Raw genomic sequence first — 21,177 nt, forward strand, 5'->3', positions numbered from 1 at the left:
CATGATCGAGGTCGAGGAGAAAACAGCGTTCTACTACAACGTTGCGGCGCAGAGTCCTGCGGTCTGGCCGGTGGCAAACGGAGTGTCTTTCGTCAGCCGGCGCGAGCATCATGACTGGGGCATTGCGCTGCACATCGAGGGTCGAGCGCTGCGTCCCGAACAACTCAGAGAGGCGCTGCAACTGAGGTTTTCACAAGCCGAACGATTCAATGACTACTTTCTGTTCCTGGATATGCGGCGTGATTTCGTGGTGTGGCACGCGGTGAGCGACGCCCCCTATGCCGTCACCAACCTGGATGATATCCGGCGAAACGAGCTGATACTGGCAGGCCTGGATCATCTGGCTTAGGAGATAACACCCGCGTGAAAAGAAGACCGCCCCATCTGGGGCGGTCTTTTTTTGCGCAGATGCAATCCAAAAGCATCAGGCAGTTACTGGTCATGCGGAGCTCGGTCGGTTTTCGACACTGCACAGCTGTCACCCCGGCAGCGAGCACTGCCATCAGGATGGGACGACCAGGCCAACTGCGGACGCCAGCGATAAAAAAGACCATAGCCGAGATCAAGCAGCGGCCTGGTCAAGCGCCATGGCATCGGAGCAGCCCCGACATCCAGGCCGCCAATGGGCAATGCAGCCCGGTATGACCCGGTATGACGCTGTCTGTGATTCATGCAGGCTTCGACGACCACGAGATAACGTCGGTTGAGGTCACTTGGCTGGAAGGGTACGCGTATGGCTAAACAGCCATCACAGCTCGACTTCGACCTGAATCACTTCATCGGTGACTTCGTCCAGTTGCCGAACCACTTTGTAGATGTGGCCGACAGCCTGCAGGGTGGGGCGGGGGATGTATTTGCCGACCTTGGAGCGGTACAGCGTGCGGGTCAGCCAGATGCTTTGCACCACCGGGATGCCGGCTTTTTTGGCCCGGGCAATCAATGCCAGGGCTTCCTCGTCTTCCCCTTTGCAATGAATCAGAGGCAGAGGCGTTTCGCCTGGTCGGTAATACAGGGCCACCGCATAGTGGGTCGGGTTGACCAGCAGCATGTCGGCGTCTTCCAACGGCTTGGGCGCAGCGCTGGGCTCCTGATTGAGGATCTCCTGGGCAAGTTGCCGACGATGGCCTTTGACGTGGGGGTCGCCTTCCGATTGCTTGTACTCTTTCTTGATGTCTTCGTGGCTCATGCGCAGTTTTTTCGCATGGAAGTATTTCTGCATGGCGAAGTCGATCATGGCGATCGCCAGCAGCAGTCCCAATATCACTCGCAAAATATGCCTGAACAGCTCGACCAACGCGTGCCAGTAGGTCGTCAGATCGCTGTTGGCCAGCACTGCAAGGGTACCCAGCACAGGTTTGACTTGCACATACAGCGTCGCGCCGATGGCAATGGCCTTGAGCACACTGAGCAGCAGGTTGAGCAGGTTTTGCCCGGAAAACATCTGTTTGGCGTGGGAAAACGGGTTGATCTTGTTGGGATCGATTTTCAGCGCCTTGGGCGCGAACAGAAAACCGATCTGCATCCAGCTACTGATCAAACGCATCAGCATCGCTATACCGACGCTGCACAAGGTAAAGCTGAGCAGTACGGAGAATCCTTCGCTGGCAATCAGCTCGACCGAGGCTGCAAAGCTGCGGTCGATACCTTGAAAGGACAGCGACAACAGCGCCTCCAGGCGGTTGACGCTTTCATCAGCCAGGGCCAGGGTAATTTCACTGACAGCCATCAGCACCAGCAGTTTGCCGAGGTCCTGACTCTGCCCGACCTGACCCTTTTCCCGCGCGTCACGCAGTTGCTTGGGCGTGGCCTTTTCGGTTTTTTCGCTCACGGCACTTGCACCAGAAGTGTCAGTAGCGACTTCAGATCAACCAGCTTCAATAGTTGACCTGTGCCCAGTTCCAGCAGCGTCGGCAGATAGATCAGCAGAAACGCGAGGCCGGCCATACTCTTGGCCGGCATGGCGAGGATCGAAACGTTCAGCTGTTGCGCATACAGGCCGATGATCGCGAACGCCGCTTCGATCAACAACAGCAGCGCAATGAAGGGCGCGGCGTACAACAGCATGTGCTGCATCGTCTGGTTCAACTGCTCCAGAAATACATCCAGGCCGCCAGCGTTCATGCCCGGCAGCCAGGCCGTCGGAGGCCAGACGCTGTAGCTGTCCCAGATGATCTGAGTCATCAGCGACAGCCCCCCGGTGAGGATGACCAGCATGATCAGGGTTTCTTGAAACAATTCGCCCAGTGGCGTGGCGTCAGGGCCCAGCGCCGGGTTCAACTGGCCGCCGCTGAGCGCACCGCGCTGGCTGTCGAGCAGTGCGCCGACCGAGGCGAACATCCAGAACGGCGCATACAGCAAAAGCCCCAGTAGGGTGCCGAGTACCGCTTCCTTGATCAGCAGGCCGCCGATTGCGAACCAGTTGTCGTCGAGGGACTCCAGAGCCCGGGTGATGGCCGGTGCCGGGATCATCGCCATCACCGCCACGACGGCATAACGCAACGGGCCTTTGAGGTATTTGAAGCAGAAGGCTGGCACCAGCAGCATGCAGGGCATCAGCCGCGCCATTGCCAGTCCCATGCCCAGCATGAATTGAAAGGCGCTGTGCGCGTCGAAGGGCATTTAGTGACTGACCCCGGAGCGGGCAATCAGGTCGAAGGCCATATTGATGAACTGGATCAGCTCGACGCCGATCCAGCGGCCGGTCATGGCCAGGGTCAGTCCGACGGCCCCCAGTTTGATGCCGAAGGGCAATGTCTGATCCTGAATCTGCATGAGTGCCTGCAGCAGCGAGGTGACCACACCCACCAGCACCGCAACGGCCAGCGGCGGGGCGGTCAGGATGACGACCAGAAACATGCCTTGCTTGAACAACGCCAACGCTTCCATGACCGCCTCACATATAGGAATAGAACAGGCTGTCGAGCAGACGTGACCAGCCCGATACAAGCACGAACAGCAGCAGTTTGAGCGGCAGCGACAGTGTCATCGGCGAGACCATCTGCATGCCCAGTGCCAGCAACAGGTTGGAGACAATCAGGTCAATGACGATGAAGGGGATATAGATCAGAAAACCGATCTCGAAACCGGCCTGCAGTTCCGACAGCACAAAGGCCGGGATCGCCAGCAGAAGATCGTTTTTGTTGGCCTGATCGGCCATTTCCTTGGGCCACATGCGCTGGGTATTTTCCAGCAGGTGGGCGACGACGTCCGGGTCGGTGTTGCGTGTCATGAAGCGTTGCAGCGGCTCGATGACCACTTTGAGGCTGCTCTGCAGTTTGTCGGCGTTGCTCAGTTCCAGCGGGTGTTCATGGACCCGCTGTTGTATGTCGTGCGCCACCGGGGCCATGACGAACATCGTCGCGGCCAGGGCGATGCCATACAACGCCATGTTCGGCGGTACTTGCTGAACGCCGATCGCGTTGCGGGTGATCAGCAGCGTCATGGCGATCTTCAGAAAGGCGGTGCAGACGATCAACAGGAACGGGATCAGCGACAGCGAGCCGAGAAACAGCGCCAGCATGATCGGGTTGACGCCCTCCATGATCATGAGCGCGCCACCAGCCGGGTAATCTGCAAACCGAGGCGGCCTTCGACGTCGACCAGTTCGCCTTCGGCAACCACCTGCTCACCGTGGCACAGCGTGGCGTGCCCTGGCGCGATGCCGCTGACTTCAAGAATGCTTCCGGTGTCCAGTCGACGCAGTTCGGCAAGGGTCAATCTGAGCTCGCCGCAGCGCAAGGTCAGGTCCAGCTCCAGTGAATCGAGCATCGGCGATTCATTGTGGTCTCCCGACTGCTCTTCATGCTCCGCGTCGCTGTCCGCGTAGCCGAATGCGTGCTCGGCGTATTCGTCGTCACGCTGTTGCTGATCAGCCTGTTCAGGCACCGGTTCTTCATAGTCGTCGAGCATCTCGACGTCGTCCTGATACAGATCTTCAGTACTCATGGTGACTGTGCTCCTCATGACTGAGCTGCAGAAAAAGATGCTGTGCCTGTTGGTCGGTGCGGGCCGCCCATTGACGGCCAGCGAGTGTCACGGACCCTTGTCCGGCGCTGTCGAAGCGGCAGCGGGCGGGCAGCACCACGTCACCGGGGCGTAGCGAGGCGATTTGTTCCCGGGTCAGTGACAGTTCGCCGACGATCAGCGGTGTCGACACCGACCAGGATTCGTCCAGGTTACGATTCAAGACCTGCCAGTCAGCCGAACCCAGAAGCCTGAGCAGGGTGGCGGGTGTGGCGTGCAGGCGGGTATCCAGTCGCTCGCTGCCCAGCCGCACGTGAACGCGGCAGCCGATGGCCAGCTCGGTCGGGGTATCGGAAAACGGCGCAACAGGCGCCAGCAGGTCGGCGACCACCGGGCTCAGGCGCTGGTTGAACAACTGCCAGTACCAGCCCTGGTGCTCGCCGCCAAGCGTGAAGGGCACTTCGCCCAGCAGGCTGAGCAACGCTTCGGCATCGCTCAGCAACAAGGGGCCGACCGCCGTATTCAACCAGACACCGTCTGCCGGTATCCGCGCGTCTTCCAGCAGCGGTAGCAGGCTCAGTTCGGCGTGCTGACCGCGGCTGCTGAAGCCCAGGCGCCGTCCGGCACCGAGTGCGCGTGTGGCTTGGGCCAGCAGAGCGTCGACCTTGCGCAGACGCAGGGCGCTCATGCTGTGAAGTCTTCATGCATGTCCAGTTCGACGTCCTGACCGAGCGCCTGTGCCAGCGATTCCCGGCATGCGCCGACCTGGCCCTGCAAGCGCTTGAGAACGTCACGCCGACCAAACCCCAGTTGAATACTCCAGCGGTTTTCGGATTTGCTGGCGTTGACCCGCACGCTCCCCAGATTGGGCATGAGCAGGCTGAATGCCAGCGGACCGTCTGGCTGATCGGGCAAGCGCTGAGCCAGCTCGTCGATCAACTGCGTCGGTACGTTTTCGGACTGTGCGGAGAAGGCCACACCGCTGCCTCCGAAGCCCTGCTGATCCGGCTCTTCGCCTACCTGCGGTATCAGCAGTTGCGAGAAGAACATGCCGTCGGCGCTCATCGGGCTGTCGGTCACTGAACGGTTCAGCGCGAAACGAACCTTCTGCACATCGCTCCGAGGCGTACCGGTAAAGGCTGGCGGCTGGTCATCGAACCTCGCGGGCTGACGCCGCGAAGGCAGGGGGCGCGAGGCGGCTGGCGGCGTACTCGGCGCGGGTGGCGCTTTGGCGGGGGTTTTGATCGGTGCGGTCATCGTCACTTAACCTTCTTCGTTGAGCGTCTCCTCCATGCAGGCGAGTTTCTCGACCGCGCGCTGAGACGCCTTGGCTTGCAGCCGTTTCTGTTCAAGCAACGCCTGTTGTTCAGCTACTCGCATTTGCTGTTGCTGCACCTCCTGGCGGATGTAAGCCAGGCGGTCGAGCATGGTTCTTTCCTTTTCGTGCCAGCCGTCCACATCAGTCAGGCTGAGAGTTCTTTGCAAATGCGCATGGGACAGACTCTCTCGGCGGCGCTTGTGGTTTTCGCGTTCCTGATTCAGCGACGCCCTGGTCTCTGCTAAGTGGTCGAGCATCGATTTCAGTTCCAACTGCGCCTGGCGATGAGCCCGCTCGGCACTGGCCTGACGATGTTGACGCAGTGGCGTGAGCAGACCGATCACCTGATGCAGAGCAACCTGTTGCGGGTCGTCTTCCAGTGGTTCGTCCATGGCTACTCCGGCAGTTGAGAGGTGAGTTGCAGCAGCCTGTCCAGGGTTTCCTGCAACGGCACGGGCTCACGCAGGTCCTGGCGCAGGAACGCGTTTATGGCTTCGTTCAGTTGCACGGCACAGTCGGTGACCGGGTCGGCCCCGGCCTGGTATTCACCCAGGCGCAGGAGCATTTCCACTTGTTTGTAGGCGGCCAGTAACTGGCGCAGGCGATTGTTCGCCCGTTGATGTTCACGACCGGTGACGTTGCTCAGAATCCGGCTGATGCTGGCCGACACATCGATAGCCGGGTAGTGCCCGCGCTCGGCCAGCTTGCGCGACAGTACGATGTGTCCGTCGAGCAATGAGCGCACTTCGTCGGCGACCGGATCGTTCATCGAGTCCTGTTCGATCAGCACCGTATAAAGCGCGGTGATCGAACCGTTCTCGCTCATCCCGGCGCGCTCCACCAGCCGTGGCAGCAGGGTGTACACCGAGGGCGGAAGACCGCCGCGCCCCAGTGGTTCGCCCGAGGCAATACCGATTTCCCGTTGCGCGCGGGCGAAGCGGGTCAGGGAGTCGAGCAGCAACAGCACTTTCTGGCCACGGGCGCGAAAGGCTTCGGCGATGGCGGTGGCGGTGAACGCAGCGCGGGCGCGCTCCATACTGGAACGATCGGAAGTTGCACAGACCAGCACCGAGCGGCGGCGCAGGGTTTCGTCCAGTTCGTGATCGAGAAACTCGCGCAACTCGCGACCCCGTTCGCCGATCAGGCCAAAAACGATGACGTCACAATCCATGTTGCGCGCCAGTTCGGCCATCAGTGTGGTCTTGCCGCAGCCCGCACCGGCGAATAGCCCGACACGCTGTCCCTCACCTAGCAGAATCGCACTGTCGATGGCGCGTATCCCGGTGGGCAAGGCCCGGGTGATGCGCGGTCGCTGGGTCGGCGGCAGGGCGTCGGCGATCACCGGCAGAGTCGTGCGGCGGTCTTCGGGGCCGGCGAACGCGCCGAGGCAATCGCCCATCAGCGGCCGCCCGAAACCGTCCAGTACACAGCCGAGCAGGCTGTCATCGACGCCGATCCGGTGTGCCACGCCCAGCGGACGGATCGGCGCGCCCACCTGAATACCGTCGGGTGGGCCCAAGGCACTGAGCAGCGTGCATTCCTGGGTGAAACCGACGATTTCGGCCAGCAGCAACGAGCCATCGGCTTTGCTCACTTCACAGAGATCGCCGACCTTGGCCGATGGAATCCTGCACTCCAGCAGAATCCCGCGCACGGCGCTGACCCGGCCAATGACGCGCACCGCGCAATACTGGCTCAAACGCTTGGCATGCGCGTCTTTCCACAGGTTCAGTGCTGCATTCACCAGTTCACCTCGATATGGCGATTACCGTCGAATTGCAGACGCTGATTATCGATTCGGGTGAGGCGCAGGCCATCCACTTCGTCACCTACGTAAACACGTCGACCGTCGGCAGTCACCAGATGCGCATGCGGCCCGGTCATGATCTGAACCACCACAAAGGGCAGGGTGTTGCGATTGCTGCCCACGTTGTCCAGGACGGTTACCGGCGAGTCATACAGCGCCTTGAAGCGCTGAAGCATGCGCTGGTAGACCAGCAGCGATTCTTCTTTCAGATCGCCGTTGAGGATCAGCCCGTCGGGCGTCTCTTCCACGCTGATGTCAGTCAGCAGGCGGTCGCTGAGCATGGTGCTCAACTGATGGCGGACGGCATCCGCGTTGCTCAGGCGTATGCGTTTGTCGGTCACAGGGTTTGCAGCCCTGGCTGGTGCCTTGGGCGTATCGGGCAAGGCCTCTGTTGTGGCGGCAGCCAGGTGTGCCGGGCTCTGATCCATCGCAATAGCAGGCGGGCGGGTCAGGCTCCAGGCGCTGCCGATGACGCCCACCAGCAGCCCGGCGATGATGCCCGTGGTGCGGTTGAGAAATTGCGAGCGGGACTTGACCTTCTCCAGCGGCACATCGTTGTGTGCCGGCCCGGATTCGGCCTCGGGCTGTTTGGGAAGCACGGCGGGCACCGAGGGCCACTCATCGCCCGCAGGCGAAACGCACAGCCACACCGAACCCAGCATGAAAGCGTTATTGAGCGTCAGGTCGATGCTCGGCCGGGCGTTGCCCTGTTCGTCGCAGACCGCGCCTTGTTCAGCGTTCAGTGTCCAGTTGTCGTCGACACGTTGCAGGCGGCAATGCAGGCTTTCCACGCCCGCATCGTCCAGCGCCAGATCGTGTTGCCCGGCAGAGCCAATCGACCATTGCTCACCGATCAGCGGTAATGCCGCGCCTTGGTGCTGGCCATTCAGTACGCGTAATTCAAACATCTGAAAGTCTCCGTGCATTCAGGCCTTGCAGGCTCAGGCAGCGTGCTCGTTGTCCAGCGGCTCGAGATCGTCTTCAAGGTCGAATCGACCCATGACCTTGACCTTGGCCGCGTTGCTGATTTCCGCAAAAGATAGTACGGGTACATGGTAGAACTCCTCCCTCAACAAGGTACGCAGAGGGCTGCGCAGATCCTGTGCCACCAGCAGAACCGCCTGTTCGGGAGCTCGTACCGGGAAGGCAATGTGCAGCTGTTGCACGAGCATCTGGCTGGTCTCGTTGCTCAGCGCGAAGAATGTTTCGGTTTGCGTCTGGCGCAGGCCATCGCGCAACAACCCCTCGCTTTCCGGCGTGAGCAGCCACACTTGCAGGCCTTCGGCACCGCAGTACTGGTGGTAGATCTGCGACTTGAGCGCAATGCGCACATAGTCGGTCAGCACATTGGTATCGCGTTCATGCTGGCAGTGCTCGATCAGGGTTTCGGCAATGACCCGGATCGCCCTCAGCGGCACACACTCCGAGGCCAGGCGTTGCAGGACGGCCGAGAAGCGCGTCAGGGTGAGGACCCGCTGCATTTCCTGAGCGAGTTCCGGTTGCTCGGACTCCAGCCAGCTGAGGATCGCTTTGGTTTCCTGCAAGCCGATGAACTGCGGCGCGCAGGACTGCAATGCACGCTCCATGCGTTCGATGATCAGCGTCGTGGAACTGACCGGGTTCAATTCGCCAGACTGCTCGGCAGGCAGCCAGACCCATTGATCTTCCTGGCGGTCGGTATTTCCCGGGATGGCCGCTGGAAGGTTTTCGCCTTCCAGCTGGCGCGCTTCCACGGCGACATGGCTCTGCGTGAAGGTGGCCTTGAGCATCGGTACGTCATAGACGGTGAAGCGAAACTCGTCCGGGGCAATGTCATCGACATGCTCGATGATGAACGAAGGCAGGGTCAGGCCGTACTGCACCACCAGACGGTTGCGGCGCTTGCGTATTTCGCTGACCAGCGCTTCGATCTGTGCGCTGTCCTGACCGGGGTGGAATTGCAGCACAAACTGGCGGCTGGGCGAAAAGGTACGCAGGTCTTCCTTGCCGTTCATTTCTGGCGCCACAGCGGCTGTACGTTGCTCATCGGCCTTGGGTTTTGCCCGTTGCAACTGCAGCAGTCCACCGGCACCGCAGATGATCGCGATGGTAATGAAAACACCGGTCGGCATTCCCGGCAGGGCCGCGAAGCCGAGCATGGCCACCGAGGCGATGATCCAGGCCTTGGGCTGGCTGGTGATCTGCTCGGCGATCTCGCGGCCAATGTTGGCTTCCACACCCGCCTCGGTGTTGGGCACGCGGGTGATGATCATGCCGCTGGTCACGGAAATCAGCAGCGCAGGAATCTGCGCGATCAGGCCGTCACCGATGGTCAGCACGGTATACAGCTGCAAGGCGTCGCCCGCCGCCATGTTGTGTTGCAGCACGCCGATGGAAATGCCGCCGATCATGTTGATGGCAACGATGATCAGGCTGGCGATCGCATCGCCGTTGACGAACTTCATGGCGCCATCCATCGCACCGAACAACTGGCTTTCCTTGTTCAGTTCAGCGCGTCGTTTGCGGGCCTCGTGGACGGTGATCAGGTTGGCACGCAGGTCACTGTCGATGGACATCTGCTTGCCGGGCATCGCGTCCAGGGTAAAACGCGCACCGACTTCGGCGACCCGTTCCGAGCCTTTGGTAATCACTAGAAAGTTGACCACCGTCAGGATCAGGAAGATCACCAGACCCACCGCCAGATTGCCGCCCACCACAAACTGCCCGAACGCCTCGACGATGTGTCCGGCGTCCTGGTTGAGCAGAATCAACCGCGTGGTGGAAACCGACAGGGCCAGACGAAACATCGTGGTCAGCAGCAGCACGGCAGGGAAGGTCGAGAACGCCAGTGGCCTTGGCAGGTGCATCGCCAGCATGATCAGCAGGCAGGAAATACAGATGTTCACGGCGATCAGCACGTCGATCAACCCGGTGGGCAGCGGCGTGATCATCATGAACACGATGGCGATCACAAAAAACGCACCGACCAGTTCCGAGCGGCGCATGGCCGACAGCGCGACCATGTTCAGAAAGTTGATGACCCGGTTCATCAGGCAAGCCCCTCGTATAGTTGCTTCTGTTCCTTATGCGTAAGCTCGGCCATCAGCGTGAGTAGATTATTCAGCGCGGCCTGGCGGCTTTTCAGGTCCCGCCAGAGCAGGATCGGCAGTTGCATCAGCATCGGCCGCAGGCCATTGAGAAACGCCAACTGGTGTTCGAGTTTGTTGCCCCCGATGTGCTGGGTCAGCTGCAAGGTCTGATTCACGTTCATGCCATTGGCCGTCAGGGTCAGCATGTGTTTGAGGAAGGCCGGAGGGTCCACGGTCAGTTTGGGATTCTTTTTGCGCATGCGTCCCAGCAGGTGTTCGCAACCGCGCAGCAACGTAGTGACATGGCGCGCGGTGGTCAGGCCATGCATCAGCGTGCGCAGTTGTTCATGGGAAGCCGACGGAGTAATCGCCGAAAGATCGTCGGCGATGGCGATGCGCATGTCGCGCAGGTTCAGGTCGAACTCGCCGGGTTCCTGTTGCTCGCCGATCAGGGCTTCGATCAAGCCCGTGACGTTGGGTTGTCCCGACACCGCTACGCCATATAGATTGCGCAAGGCAGTGCGGCGCTTGTTGTCGATGTTCTGGCGCCCGAAGGCTCTTGCGGTATTGATACCGGCGCGGGCGCGCGGACCGAATCGGCGGCGCAGATGTTTAAGCGTCTGGGTCAGCGCTGCATATTCTTCTTCAGCCCCATCGTCTTCTGCCTGTTTGCGCGCTGCCTGCAACACCACGTGAGCCTTGGCAGCGTCGCCGTCAGCGAATTCCAGAACCTGTTCCAGATCGGCGTCGTTGTCCTGCAGCAGTTTTTTGCGCAGCAGTCTGGCGGCGTTATCCAGCCCGGTGTCGCTGGTGCTCATCAGCAACTGATAAAGCTCGCCCAGTTTGACGGCCCGCGACTGCAACGCGTTCCTGCTCGCGATCAGCTCTCGCTCACGCAGTATCCGGCTGTGCTGCACCAGCGCTGCGGCGAAGCGCGAGACCTGCAGTGACGAGGTGCCTTTTTCATCAGGCAACCCGCTGCCGGGAATCGCTCGCGCAGCCGGTGTGATGGCGCGGATTGGCGCTACCGGACGAATGGGTAATGTAGGCGGGGCGACGATTTTCATAGGACGATTCTGGGCCTGGTCATGACCGCTGAGTGGGTCATTGACGCGCTTCGGTTCCCTGGTGCCGAAGGCTTATGCGTTTGTGCCAAAAGCTGCAGAGCCAAAAACCGTGTTGCGCAAAAAAATGTATTTCAAAGAATTTCAAATTTTAAAATAGTCTTATAAAACAGATGCTTATAAATATTTTTTGGCTGGCATGGTTATCGCTATAGGGCTTGCACTCCATCAAATGAGGCAAGCCCATGCTCCCGAATCTTGTGATCCTTGATGTAACCGAACCACGCAAACCATCCTCGTCCGCTGGTATTCGTCAATTGACGGCCGATCAGATCCAGATGCTCAGGGCGTTCATTCAGAAGCGGGTAAAGAACGCCGATGATGTGGATGACATCCTGCAGTGTGTGTTTCTCGAAGCGTTACGCAATGAGCACAAGTTTCAGCACGCCAGCAAACCGCAAACCTGGTTGTGTGGCATTGCACTGAATCTGATCCGCAACCACTTCCGCAAAATGTATCGCCAGCCTTATCAGGAAAGCTGGGAAGACGACGTCCATACCGATCTGGAATGGCACGGCGATATTACTCATCAGGTAGACGGGCACCGGCAGTTGGCACGTGTCATAGAGGCCATCGATTGCTTGCCGACGAACATGCAGAAGGTCCTGGAAGTTTCGCTGGAAATGGACGGCAATTATCAGGAAACCGCCAACACGCTGGGTGTCCCGATCGGCACCGTCCGCTCACGGTTGTCCCGGGCACGGGTGCAGCTCAAGCAACAGATAGACCCGTTTGCCTGAGTGGTTATCTGTCTGGAACCAACTCGCACGCAAAACCACACAGTTGCCATCCCTCACCACTTGGATGGCAACCATGCGTATATCCAGTTCTCCCAGTCCTGCCCTCGGCAGCATCGTGAATCAACCCACCTCTGGCGAACTGGCTGCTGAGACGCCATTGGCCAAAGCCTCGCTCACGCAGAGCGGCGCAGGTGGTGGTCAGGCTTTTGTACAGTTCGGCCAGGCCAACGACAGCCCATCGTCCTTTTCGGGAACCGAGCAAAGCGGCTCATCGCTGATGAGTCTGCTGACTCGCAGCAGCAGTAGCGAAAGTACCTCAAGCGTCGATCAGGACAGTGATCAGGTGTCCCCGATGACGTCGGTCTCGTCAACCGCGAGCGCGTCACCCACGGCGGCCTCCAACCCGGCGAATGCACCGAGCGCGACCGATGCAGCGTTTCTCGATAACTCCGAATACTCTTCGCCCGAGGCGCTCAAGCGCTGGGAACCGATGGTTGCCAACCTGCCGCCCGAAGAGCGCGAGCAGGCCGCCAAAGAACTCAACCGGCCCATCGCCGCAGCCTGGATGGCCAGAGAGAATGGCCCCAACGCCGAAAAGGCGATGGCGTTCATCAATGCCAATCCTGCGTTGAAGACGGCGGTCGACGTCGGCAAGGACGGCGGTAATGCAGATGGCAAAATCACCAACAAAGACCTCAAGGCGTTCGCCAAAAACATGGAGAAGGCGGCCGACAATGCCGACAAAGACGTGGCCAAGTACATGGAAGACAACCCCGGCGCCGATCCTCAATCCCTTGAAATGGTGCGCAGCGCAGCGGTGATGCGCGCCAATATGCCGTTGGCCACGGCTGCCGACCCTCATCATGCAGTCGGGGCGGCGGACAAGACCGATGTCGATGGCAATGTCAGCGCCGAGGGTCTGAAAGCGCTGATTAAAAGTAACCCCGGGTTGTCAGGTACGCTCAAACAGTCGTCCAACATGTGGTCGCAGGCGGGCTTCCTCAGCCAGGTGGATGAAGCCGGTCTGACCGGGCGCAAGAAGGCTGCGCATAGTCCCGACCAGGTGTTCGATGCGTCCAATATGAGCGAGTGGATCAGAAAGAGCGCTCCCAAAAATGGTGGCCAGTTCGCCAGCATGCTCAGCGACGCCGCGACGTTGAATTCGGTAGCCGGTATCGATATCAGCAAACTCAACGCCCAGGTTTTCGAGAAGCCCAAGGCTTACACCGGCGCGCAGAAGGCCGCTGTGATGATCAAGTTGCAGCAGACTCAGCAGAGCGTGATAGCCGGGCGGGATTTGCGCAATACCGAGAAGACCGAGGCGGGCCTTAACGAGCGAATCGCTCAGTTGCAAGCCGATCCTGACGTTCAGGAGTACCTCAACAAAAGTATTCCCGAACAGGAGCGCAGCCTGGTCAGCAGCGATTCGGCGCTGCAAAAGGCCGTGACTGAGCAGGTTCAAAACGTCAACAGCGGAAAGGCCTTGCAAACCGACCTGGCAACCGCAGACAAGGCCGTCGACAAACACAACCCCGACCCCGATTACAGCGGCGCCATCACCGGTCTGTCGGCTCAACTGCAACTGCAAAAAGACCTGTTTCCCGATGCCCAAGTGCCCACTGCCCAGCAAGTATTCAACAACCAGCCTGATGAAGTGCAAACGAAGATTGCCGATTCCTACGTTCGCAACTTCAGCGAAGGGGGCGCTCTGAAACAACTGCTTGGCCAGAAAAAGTCTGACGCCGGTGAGTCTCTGCAAACCGCAGATAACCAGAAAGCGGCGTATGAAAGCGTGCTGCCCGCTGATTTCGTTAATGGTGAGCGTGAGAGCTACACGGCCAGCACCTTGTCCGAACTGCAGAACTCCAAAAAAGGCCGCAAGTTGCTGGAGGGCAAGACCGATGAAGAGGGTGGCCCTTCGCTGGCCGAGCAGCTCGCCGAGCAAGGTATCGGAGGCAAGGCATTCAATTCGGTCATGGGCTTCGCGTCAGTGTCTGACAGGCTCGCCAGCGGCGACAAGCTGGGCGCGGCTCAGAGCATCATCGACAGCTCCAGGTTGGGTGCGGAGGCAATCAAGGGCGGCATAGACACCGGCGCGAAAATGATGGGTCGCGAGGCGTCTGCCGGCCTTGGTCGTCTGGGCGGGCAGATGATCGGCCGCGCTGTCGGCCTGGTTGCCGGCGAAGCCACAGGACTTGCCGCAGGCGCAGCGCTGGGCGCTGCAATCCCGGTGATCGGCTGGGCCATCGACGGCGCCATGGCTTTGGGTTTTGGTATTTCGGCGATTATCGACGCAGTCAAAAAGCACAAGGCACAGAAGGCGTTTGATCATAACGTTGACCCGGTGCTGGATCAGTTCGGGATTGACAGGGCGCATTGATAGCAGGGAAGAGGTTGAACTCTTTTTCAAGCCTCTTCCTCTTGTGCTGTGTATGAGGTGCTTGTATTGTTCCGCCCGTCTTCAATCCTAGGGTTTTTTACTTGCCAGGAAAGTATTGGCATGTTGATGCCGAGGTTGAGGAACACGTTGCCCATAGGCAGCGGTTGGCAAGTTTATCCAGTGTCGCGTTCGGACCCATCAGGCACCTACTCAAAAATAATTCAAAAGCCCGCGGTGAGCGGGCTTTTTCATATTGATTGCTCCTGCGTTGTCGTGCGTAGGCAGAGACCGTCTGTTTATCCTCATTCGTGATGCGCGCGAGCAGGTTCCTCGCCAACGGGCTTATCACAAGACCACTCATAGCCCTCTACCCAGTCGGTGATAAAGGCTCCGGAGAAAGCGGTTGGAGACCAAAAAACCGATCAGAGGCTGATTCAGCATTCAGGCTGCGGCGCTCAGTACTGTTCCGGCTTTTAATGAACTGCTAAACATCCCTGAAATAGAAAACGCCCGATGCGGTGCATCGAGCGTTTTAAGTGTGAAACAGGTATAAATCTATCTCAGGACCACACAGGTAATAAGGGCAGTGAGTGTGTCAGCTATTTAGCCCCGATTTCAGTTTCGCGCCCTGAGCGCCGGATTTTCCGGGTCATAGCCTCTTTCTGCCAGCGCCATTTTGAGTCTGTTCTCCATGGGGCCCTGGCCTTTCAAGGCATCCATGATAACGTGTGTTCTCGCCTGTCCGTGGCTGGAAGGCTGCCCTTCAACCGACTCGGCATAAGAAAGACCGAGACCCGTCGACTGCATGCTTAGCGGTGTATGTTCGACGAATCCTTCAGGAGGGATACCGCTCAGCTTTTTCAGCTTTTCGCCCAGTTTTACTGCTTTTGCAAGATCACCATTTATGTAAAGAATGGCAGAGTCAGTTTGCTGGCCATATTTTGCCGGACCGACGACTTTACCTTGTGTCACAGATTTGTGCTTGTCCATCAGGGTTGCCATTGCGAGGGCCAACTGCGCTCCATATTTAGGTTCTACACCAATGGTAAGTCGTCCCGAGTTTGTCTCAGGTGCGCGTTGGTCTTTAGGAACCATTCTAAAAAAGCCGGTTCTGGCATTTCTGTCTTCAGCGATGTATCGGCCCAGATCAAGCTCTTCCTCTTCCCGATCATCATGGATCTGCGGGCGTATGATAAGGTTTTTCTTGTTATCGAGAGCCTGTAGCGTTTCCAGGTAATGTTCTTGCTCTGCCGCATTCATAGGCGTTGTGTCTGGCGTGTCCCTCTTGTAGATCATGTAGATACCGATTTCGGTATCGCGCCCGAGCGCCTCAGCTTTTTCAGCCCATTGCTGGAAGCTGGCAAATGTCTGTTTTGATGTCAGTCGGCTGTCGGCAGCCTTGATTGCGGCGCCCACAGCGCTACTTCCGCCCTTCTCCAGATCGAAGCGTCTGCCCAACATTCTGTCCAGGCGTGGAACTGCCGCCGCTTTCTCGTTGAGTACCTGGGCTATTTGGGCACGCTGGCTTTGTCCGCCAATAAGATGCGCTGCGCCTTTGAAGAACTTGTCTGCTTTGGACTGTTGATCGGGTCTGAGGACCGCGATTGAGCCGTCAGCGGCCGCACGAATCTCGTAACGCTTGCCGTTGACTTCCAACTGACCCTCGGATTTGATTGCCTGAATATCAACGTTTGAATGTCTGAGCGCTTCTACGCTGGAGAAGCGTGCATGGATAGGGTTCACTAAAAGCTCCTTACGCTAAGCAAGAGTAGTTGAAATACGTCGGAAGATTGAAAGCGCGGTCACGTGCGGGCTTCTCGCCAACACTTCATCCATTCGACCAATCCTGCAATTTCGAGCTTCAGCATCTCCACGCTGACTTTTTCCCGCGGGATGCTTTGGTAAGCGTGGTACAGGCCGCTTTGCTCATCCCAGCCAATGCCGGGGCCGGCATTCACAAGGGGGTTGAGAGCGCCAGCCAACAGGCGCTGCAAGGGTAGATCCTCGTGTGGCTCAAGCAGACCAATCAGCAACAAACGTTGATGCGTGTCGTCGCGCAACAGCGTCAGAGCGAATGCCTTGTCGATGATCATGTTGCACGCACCCTTATCGTCAAACGCCAAGGCGGGCATCTCCATGCATCTTGAAAAGTCATCAAGCAACGTTTTGTAGAAAAGGCTACTCATAATCGGTTCGCCACTGTGGATTTGTCGGGTGGGTGGCAAATTTTCCCGATAAGGTTCCATGCGCGTACAGAAACGTCAGGCAGACGCCCTGTCAGTGCTGACGTTTCGAAAGGTTCAAGTGATTAGGGGAGCGGCATTTGGAGGTCTTCGGCCACTGCTCATCGAAGGCATGTGTGTAACGACGAATGTTTAATGCAGGAAGGCTTTGCTGGACGTTTAGCACTCTATTCCGAGAAAGAGGCGGAAGAGCGAGGATTGGATCAAGGCACTTTCCACCAGACGAAAAAAAGACCTTGAATTTCAAGGTCTTTTTTAAAGGTGGTGCCCCGAGGGGGACTCGAACTGTTGGCCTGTGAGACCCTATTCTAAAGGAGTGTGTTGGTTTTGACCTCTTCTCTACTCATAATTCTACTCACATTTGTATGGGGCAGTCGCTTGCTGACAGCTGATCCCAATCCCTCAAGGTTACAGCCATTCTTTGCCTGGCTTTGCCAGAATATGCGGCCATATGTAGCTATCATCCCCAGACAAGATAAATTCGCTGAAATGTCGAGAGTTCTATGTCCGAGCAGACTTCATGGGTAAATGATGCATTCAGTGCAGGAGGCGTGATCGCCACAGTTGTGACGGCGGTCGCCACGATATTTCTCTGGCGGGTCACCAAGCTGCTGGCAAAAGAAACCACCAGGATGGCTGAGGCATCAGACCAACCTCATGTTGTAGCGACACTCACTCCCAACCGTTGGTCATTGCAGCATTACGATCTAGCGGTTGACAATACCGGTAATGCCACCGCTTACGACATTAGAATTGATTTCAATCCTCCACTCGAAAACGGCCAGGGGAGGCAGAAAGACGCGAAAATTCCTTTTGAGCGGGTTAGCGTTCTTAAGCCGGGCCAAGGGCTGCGCAGCTATCTCGCTGACATAAATGTACTTCGAGGCAAGTCGTTTGAGGTGACAATTTCGTGGCGGCACGGCAGCAAAGCTAAGCCTAGGGAGGCAAATGTCTACACGCTGGATATGGCGGATCATTTGGGGACAAGCTCACTTGGGAGGGACCCGGCGTTAGGCGTAGCACGAAGCCTTGAGGGGATTGAGAAAAGCCTATCTAAGCTGGTGGGATCAAAGCATCTCAGTGTGGATGTCTACACAACTGAAGATCGAGAAAAGGAAAGGCAGATGACTTTGGATGAACTGAGGAGGATTGAGGAGCGATTGGACGCCGCCAAGCTTGCGCTCGCCCAGTCATCTGAGCAAGCATCTAATAAAGACACTGATCCCAGCCTTGGGACTTGAGGATTCAGTCAGCTATGTCCACCTAATGGCACCGTGCTTTGGTCTGCCGAGGGGAGTCCAGGGTCGGCCAGCGCGGGGCACAGTGCTGCGAACAAATAGCCTACCCACTTACGTCTTTTTGCGTATTTTTCTCGATCCTGGTGCTCAATACGTCAATGCGAGAGAGTCTGACCAGCGCTTTAGGCGCGGGCCTTGATGAGATGACTTTTCCTCGTTTGCCCTAGCATCGCCGTATAAGTCGTCTATTGTTAAGAATTTCGGCTCGCACCCCGTGGGCGAAAGTTAATGACTGCCATACAGTCAAGGATAGATGTATGCGACTGAAAACTTTAAAGATTCAAAATTTTCGAGCGGTCAAAGGCGAGAAGAATGAAATTGAATTTGATGACAATAATATAATTTTTCTTTTTGGGAAAAATAATATAGGGAAATCCAGTGTCTTACGGGCATATGAGTATTTTGCGTCGCCTAACAAACAAGCGCTGATTACAGATTTCCATCATCAAGATCCAAAAGATTGTCCTATTATTATAGAGGCCGTTTACGTCAAGGATTCCACGGATGACGAAAATTTTAATAGTAAGGGGCTTAATAAGTGGGTTTCGGAAGTTACTGGCGAAGTTCGATTTAGGAAGACATGGGTAAGTCCTAATACGGCTGCCTCGAAGGAAACCTTTAACCCCGTCCAAGGTGAGTATGTGGCTGGGGGATTCGGCGGCTTGGAGCAGATTCTAACAAGTGCTACTCCCTCTATAATTTTCATAGAGGCTATGCCTAATATCAAGGATCTCACGGAGTGGCTCGAGAAAGAGATAAAGAATAAGCTACTGAAAACTCTTAAAGATAGTCATGAGGCTGAATACAGCGCTGCTATCAATGCAATCCAAACTTTACAGCAAAAAGTGGAGGGGGACGACTATCTTGGGAGGATTTGCGCTGGTGCAAATGAAAACTTTGCAAAGACATTCCCTGAGCTCGAGTTGAAAATCGTTACTAATCCATATAAGGAGACCGATCTAACTAAAGCGATTGAGAAAGACTTCAGCATTTTTATTGGCGATAAGCCTAGCGGCAGGCCCGTTAACGTCACAGACGAAATTGCGGTTTTGGCCGATGCTTTGGATACTCTGGAAAAGTTGAAGGAGGACCAGGGTGAGGTTGCTAATGCAGAAGTTGAAGCAGAACCCGCTTATAGAGGGAGACAGTTCGACCAGCATGGTCACGGTTTGATACGTCAGGCGATAATAAACTTACTGGGTATCTTTAAAGAAACTAAGGCCGACGGCAAGCATATAATCTTGTTTGAGGAGCCAGAGCTATATCTACACCCTAGTAATAAGCGCCGGTTCCGTGAGGCTCTGTATGACTTGGCTGGACAAAACTCTTACCAGATACTTTGCGTCTCCCATGATCCACAGTTAATCGATCTTGCCAAGCCACATACTTCACTTGCCAGATTCGTTAAGCACAAAGATGGTACCACTTCAATCCACCAAGCTGGTCACGGTCTGTTTGACAGTGATGAAGACACGAAAAACCAAGTTCAAATGCTCAATAGGTTTGATCCTCATGTATGCGAATCTTTTTTCGCGGATGAGGTAGTCATGGTTGAAGGGGATACCGAGGCCATTGTGGTTCGTGATATTCTTGATAGATGCTTTAATAAATCAGAAGTTTTTGTCCTAAATACTGGTTCAAAAAATAACATGCCTTTTTTTATTAAAGTATTAAGTCATTTTAAAATTTGTCAGCATGTTATTCATGATTCAGACGAAAGGTATCTTTACACGGATGGAGTACTGTCTCTCAATAATGATAAGAGTCCAAGGAAAAACAGTGCCTGGTCTTTAAATACAAGTATCTGGGACGAGCTTGTTGAAGCTAGGGCAAGCGGATGCACGGCTGTCCGCTACGTTTCGATTAGAAATTTCGAGGACACGCATGGCTATGTTTATGATAAGTCTCTCGGTAAGCCGCTATCAGCATTTAACTACGTGCGCAGTATAGATGTGGAGGATAAAAATATTCCGATAGTCAAATTTGTTCACTGTATTGCGGGTGTAGAAAGCCTCGAGGAAGAACACACGCCAGAGTTTCTCGATGGCAACGTAAAAGAGCCTTTTTGATATTAATTGGCTTCTCAGCTTGGCCCGAAAGTGGTGGGGTATAGGCTTGCAGGCTAACCTCACCCCACTCTATTGTGTCGCTGGAAGCGGTACGGCTTGCATCTTCCTGCTGCTTCTTGATGGCTCGACTCAGTATCCTAGGGCGAGAGTCGGGGGCTGGCCCTAAGCGCTTCGATTGCGTCCTTGTGGCTCATTCCGCTGGCTAGCAGTATGTCGATCTCCTTGCGGATCTGGTCGCGGCAGGCAGCTTGATAGAGCAGTGAGCGGCTGTGCGCGATCCGGTTTAGTGCTTGCTGGATCGGTTTCGGAAGGGTGTCCGATTTGAGAGTATTCATGAGACTTCCTCTAGGCGAAGCCGTAAATTCGACTTCGCCCAATCTGATCACGTAGTAGCAGGGGTGCTGAGTGTCACCAGGCGCATCGATGTCGACGCATACACTGCCAAGCCTGCGCGCAGCTCCGCGAGGATGGTCACCAAGTTGCGGCGGAAGTTGTCGCCGTCCATTCGGCTTGCCTCAACAGTAACCTCCTGGCGATCAAGCAGAGCGGTGGTGGTGTCGAGGATCAGCGCTTTACCCTCTGGCATTCCCATGGTGACAACTACCGGCGTACCCACAGGCTCGGTGGTCCTGGCGGGCGTCCTCGCGGCGCTCTCTGGCTTTGGCGAGCGTCACGGTGGGGTAGGCGCCAAGCCCCATCATTTTGGATTTGCCACCGAGACGGTAACGGAATCGCCAAAGCTTCGAGCCGCCACGTGTGACCTCAAGGCAAAGGCCAGCGGTATCCGTCAGACAGTAGAGTTTTTCGCGGGGCTTTGCTGTACGAGCGGCTGTGTCAGTGAGAGCCAAGGCAAACCCTCTGGGCTGGCGCTGGCGGGGGATTTTCCCGTCAGAGTGTGAGTAGAAATCTGGATCGAACTCGATCTACTCACAATAAACTGGGCTTGCAAGGGATTCGCTGGGAAAGCTGGGCAAAAAAAAACCGGCTCGTGGGCCGGTTTATCTGGTGTTCCGGGTCTGGTTGGGACCTCTGGATACTGCTATGTGGTGCCCCGAGGGAGAATCGAACTCCCACTTCTTTCGAAAACGGATTTTGAATCCGCCGCGTCTACCAATTCCGCCATCAGGGCTCAATGGCGGCGAAGTATAAGGATGAGTTTTCTGTTGG

21 protein-coding genes, 1 tRNA gene and 2 pseudogenes are annotated in these 21,177 nt (G+C 56.8%); 6 read left to right on the forward strand and 18 right to left on the reverse strand.

Translation table 11 applies throughout. The features are described from left to right. Position 1: 1 nt before the first annotated feature. Positions 2-349, forward strand: a complete 348-nt coding sequence (locus tag BT119_RS10500; RefSeq protein WP_003365146.1) for a hypothetical protein — start codon at positions 2-4, stop codon at positions 347-349. Positions 350-748: 399 nt separating this feature from the next. On the opposite strand, the gene sctU is transcribed toward BT119_RS10500, so the two are convergent. Genes sctU through sctW form a run of 12 tightly spaced genes read right to left on the reverse strand, consistent with a single transcriptional unit; the run spans position 749 to position 11,223 of the window. Then, entirely contained in the window at positions 749-1,828 is a 1,080-nt protein-coding gene (gene sctU / locus BT119_RS10510) for a type III secretion system export apparatus subunit SctU (protein WP_072365610.1), read from the reverse strand. Next, positions 1,825-2,619, reverse strand: coding sequence for a type III secretion system export apparatus subunit SctT (gene sctT / locus BT119_RS10515; protein ID WP_003433471.1), 795 nt, complete (start codon positions 2,617-2,619; stop codon positions 1,825-1,827). Before sctT ends, sctU begins: the two co-directional genes overlap by 4 nt. Beyond that, positions 2,620-2,886, reverse strand: coding sequence for a type III secretion system export apparatus subunit SctS (gene sctS, locus BT119_RS10520; RefSeq protein ID WP_003339811.1), 267 nt, complete (start codon positions 2,884-2,886; stop codon positions 2,620-2,622). 7 nt (positions 2,887-2,893) lie between these two features. After that, positions 2,894-3,547 carry a type III secretion system export apparatus subunit SctR gene (sctR, locus tag BT119_RS10525; protein WP_003409078.1) on the reverse strand — a complete coding sequence of 218 codons (654 nt, stop codon included), beginning with the start codon at positions 3,545-3,547 and terminating at the stop codon, positions 2,894-2,896. Continuing rightward, positions 3,544-3,945 (reverse strand): FliM/FliN family flagellar motor switch protein, encoded by a 402-nt coding sequence (locus tag BT119_RS10530; protein WP_054080722.1) that lies wholly within the window; start codon positions 3,943-3,945, stop codon positions 3,544-3,546. The genes sctR and BT119_RS10530 overlap by 4 nt, the downstream gene beginning before the upstream one ends. Further along, the gene (locus BT119_RS10535; RefSeq protein ID WP_060708756.1) at positions 3,935-4,651 is read right to left on the reverse strand and encodes a hypothetical protein; all 717 of its coding nucleotides are present in this window, start codon (positions 4,649-4,651) and stop codon (positions 3,935-3,937) included. Before BT119_RS10535 ends, BT119_RS10530 begins: the two co-directional genes overlap by 11 nt. After that, positions 4,648-5,220 (reverse strand): type III secretion system protein HrpP, encoded by a 573-nt coding sequence (gene hrpP / locus BT119_RS10540; protein ID WP_072365612.1) that lies wholly within the window; start codon positions 5,218-5,220, stop codon positions 4,648-4,650. Before hrpP ends, BT119_RS10535 begins: the two co-directional genes overlap by 4 nt. 6 nt (positions 5,221-5,226) lie before the next feature. Continuing rightward, positions 5,227-5,673 carry a hypothetical protein gene (locus BT119_RS10545; RefSeq protein WP_054080725.1) on the reverse strand — a complete coding sequence of 149 codons (447 nt, stop codon included), beginning with the start codon at positions 5,671-5,673 and terminating at the stop codon, positions 5,227-5,229. Between the two features lie 2 nt (positions 5,674-5,675). Then, positions 5,676-7,025 (reverse strand): type III secretion system ATPase HrcN, encoded by a 1,350-nt coding sequence (gene hrcN / locus BT119_RS10550; protein ID WP_003365129.1) that lies wholly within the window; start codon positions 7,023-7,025, stop codon positions 5,676-5,678. Then, on the reverse strand, positions 7,022-7,996 hold the full coding sequence (gene sctD, locus BT119_RS10555; protein ID WP_003365128.1) for a type III secretion system inner membrane ring subunit SctD: 975 nt from the start codon (positions 7,994-7,996) through the stop codon (positions 7,022-7,024). The genes hrcN and sctD overlap by 4 nt, the downstream gene beginning before the upstream one ends. Positions 7,997-8,029: 33 nt before the next feature. After that, positions 8,030-10,117: a type III secretion system export apparatus subunit SctV gene (gene sctV / locus BT119_RS10560; RefSeq protein WP_003365126.1), complete on the reverse strand. Its 2,088-nt coding sequence runs from the start codon at positions 10,115-10,117 to the stop codon at positions 8,030-8,032. Beyond that, the gene (gene sctW, locus BT119_RS10565) at positions 10,117-11,223 is read right to left on the reverse strand and encodes a type III secretion system gatekeeper subunit SctW (RefSeq protein ID WP_024662110.1); all 1,107 of its coding nucleotides are present in this window, start codon (positions 11,221-11,223) and stop codon (positions 10,117-10,119) included. The genes sctV and sctW overlap by 1 nt, the downstream gene beginning before the upstream one ends. 242 nt (positions 11,224-11,465) lie before the next feature. Between sctW and hrpL the strand changes: the two genes are divergently transcribed. From hrpL to BT119_RS27490, 3 genes and pseudogenes are all read left to right on the forward strand, one after another. Next, positions 11,466-12,020: an RNA polymerase sigma factor HrpL gene (gene hrpL / locus BT119_RS10570; RefSeq protein WP_003365122.1), complete on the forward strand. Its 555-nt coding sequence runs from the start codon at positions 11,466-11,468 to the stop codon at positions 12,018-12,020. Between the two features lie 73 nt (positions 12,021-12,093). Continuing rightward, the gene (locus BT119_RS10575) at positions 12,094-14,400 is read left to right on the forward strand and encodes a type III effector HrpK domain-containing protein (protein ID WP_058416988.1); all 2,307 of its coding nucleotides are present in this window, start codon (positions 12,094-12,096) and stop codon (positions 14,398-14,400) included. A gap of 259 nt (positions 14,401-14,659) precedes the next feature. Then, a pseudogene (locus tag BT119_RS27490) lies at positions 14,660-14,868 on the forward strand (hypothetical protein); the annotation flags it as partial. Positions 14,869-15,015: 147 nt separating this feature from the next. Here the strand turns inward: BT119_RS27490 and BT119_RS10580 are convergent. Next, the gene (locus BT119_RS10580) at positions 15,016-16,143 is read right to left on the reverse strand and encodes a T3SS effector HopA1 family protein (RefSeq protein WP_003365117.1); all 1,128 of its coding nucleotides are present in this window, start codon (positions 16,141-16,143) and stop codon (positions 15,016-15,018) included. A 59-nt stretch (positions 16,144-16,202) separates the two neighbouring features. Further along, positions 16,203-16,586, reverse strand: coding sequence for a type III secretion system chaperone (locus BT119_RS10585; protein WP_032609490.1), 384 nt, complete (start codon positions 16,584-16,586; stop codon positions 16,203-16,205). Positions 16,587-17,146: 560 nt separating this feature from the next. Here BT119_RS10585 and BT119_RS10590 point away from each other — a divergent pair. After that, positions 17,147-17,884, forward strand: a complete 738-nt coding sequence (locus BT119_RS10590; RefSeq protein ID WP_072365616.1) for a hypothetical protein — start codon at positions 17,147-17,149, stop codon at positions 17,882-17,884. Between the two features lie 314 nt (positions 17,885-18,198). Next, the gene (locus BT119_RS10595) at positions 18,199-20,010 is read left to right on the forward strand and encodes an ATP-dependent nuclease (RefSeq protein ID WP_072365618.1); all 1,812 of its coding nucleotides are present in this window, start codon (positions 18,199-18,201) and stop codon (positions 20,008-20,010) included. 137 nt (positions 20,011-20,147) lie between these two features. On the opposite strand, the gene BT119_RS10600 is transcribed toward BT119_RS10595, so the two are convergent. From BT119_RS10600 to BT119_RS10615, 4 genes and pseudogenes are all read right to left on the reverse strand, one after another. Continuing rightward, positions 20,148-20,345, reverse strand: coding sequence for a hypothetical protein (locus tag BT119_RS10600; protein ID WP_072365620.1), 198 nt, complete (start codon positions 20,343-20,345; stop codon positions 20,148-20,150). 47 nt (positions 20,346-20,392) lie between these two features. Next, the gene (locus tag BT119_RS10605) at positions 20,393-20,602 is read right to left on the reverse strand and encodes a hypothetical protein (RefSeq protein ID WP_072365622.1); all 210 of its coding nucleotides are present in this window, start codon (positions 20,600-20,602) and stop codon (positions 20,393-20,395) included. A 37-nt stretch (positions 20,603-20,639) separates the two neighbouring features. Then, positions 20,640-20,858: pseudogene (locus BT119_RS10610) on the reverse strand (Arm DNA-binding domain-containing protein); the annotation flags it as partial. Positions 20,859-21,054: 196 nt separating this feature from the next. After that, positions 21,055-21,139 (reverse strand) — tRNA-Leu (locus BT119_RS10615). Positions 21,140-21,177: the final 38 nt, after the last annotated feature.

It is taken from the genome of Pseudomonas sp. NFACC10-1 (genome assembly GCF_900119195.1).
In the GTDB taxonomy this organism is placed as follows: domain Bacteria; phylum Pseudomonadota; class Gammaproteobacteria; order Pseudomonadales; family Pseudomonadaceae; genus Aquipseudomonas; species Aquipseudomonas cerasi.

Bases quoted from the DNA above. Each gene is read 5' to 3' on its own strand.
- sctW (WP_024662110.1), bottom strand. From the start codon at position 11,223: ATGAAAATCGTCGCCCCGCCTACATTACCCATTCGTCCGGTAGCGCCA.
- BT119_RS10595 (WP_072365618.1), top strand. From the start codon at position 18,199: ATGCGACTGAAAACTTTAAAGATTCAAAATTTTCGAGCGGTCAAAGGC.
- BT119_RS10535 (WP_060708756.1), bottom strand. From the start codon at position 4,651: ATGAGCGCCCTGCGTCTGCGCAAGGTCGACGCTCTGCTGGCCCAAGCC.
- sctD (WP_003365128.1), bottom strand. From the start codon at position 7,996: ATGTTTGAATTACGCGTACTGAATGGCCAGCACCAAGGCGCGGCATTA.
- hrpP (WP_072365612.1), bottom strand. From the start codon at position 5,220: ATGACCGCACCGATCAAAACCCCCGCCAAAGCGCCACCCGCGCCGAGT.
- hrpL (WP_003365122.1), top strand. From the start codon at position 11,466: ATGCTCCCGAATCTTGTGATCCTTGATGTAACCGAACCACGCAAACCA.
- sctS (WP_003339811.1), bottom strand. From the start codon at position 2,886: ATGGAAGCGTTGGCGTTGTTCAAGCAAGGCATGTTTCTGGTCGTCATC.
- sctR (WP_003409078.1), bottom strand. From the start codon at position 3,547: ATGATCATGGAGGGCGTCAACCCGATCATGCTGGCGCTGTTTCTCGGC.
- BT119_RS10605 (WP_072365622.1), bottom strand. From the start codon at position 20,602: ATGGGAATGCCAGAGGGTAAAGCGCTGATCCTCGACACCACCACCGCT.
- BT119_RS10575 (WP_058416988.1), top strand. From the start codon at position 12,094: ATGCGTATATCCAGTTCTCCCAGTCCTGCCCTCGGCAGCATCGTGAAT.
- sctV (WP_003365126.1), bottom strand. From the start codon at position 10,117: ATGAACCGGGTCATCAACTTTCTGAACATGGTCGCGCTGTCGGCCATG.
- BT119_RS10590 (WP_072365616.1), top strand. From the start codon at position 17,147: ATGTCCGAGCAGACTTCATGGGTAAATGATGCATTCAGTGCAGGAGGC.
- sctT (WP_003433471.1), bottom strand. From the start codon at position 2,619: ATGCCCTTCGACGCGCACAGCGCCTTTCAATTCATGCTGGGCATGGGA.
- BT119_RS10600 (WP_072365620.1), bottom strand. From the start codon at position 20,345: ATGAATACTCTCAAATCGGACACCCTTCCGAAACCGATCCAGCAAGCA.
- BT119_RS10585 (WP_032609490.1), bottom strand. From the start codon at position 16,586: ATGAGTAGCCTTTTCTACAAAACGTTGCTTGATGACTTTTCAAGATGC.
- BT119_RS10545 (WP_054080725.1), bottom strand. From the start codon at position 5,673: ATGGACGAACCACTGGAAGACGACCCGCAACAGGTTGCTCTGCATCAG.
- BT119_RS10530 (WP_054080722.1), bottom strand. From the start codon at position 3,945: ATGAGTACTGAAGATCTGTATCAGGACGACGTCGAGATGCTCGACGAC.
- BT119_RS10500 (WP_003365146.1), top strand. From the start codon at position 2: ATGATCGAGGTCGAGGAGAAAACAGCGTTCTACTACAACGTTGCGGCG.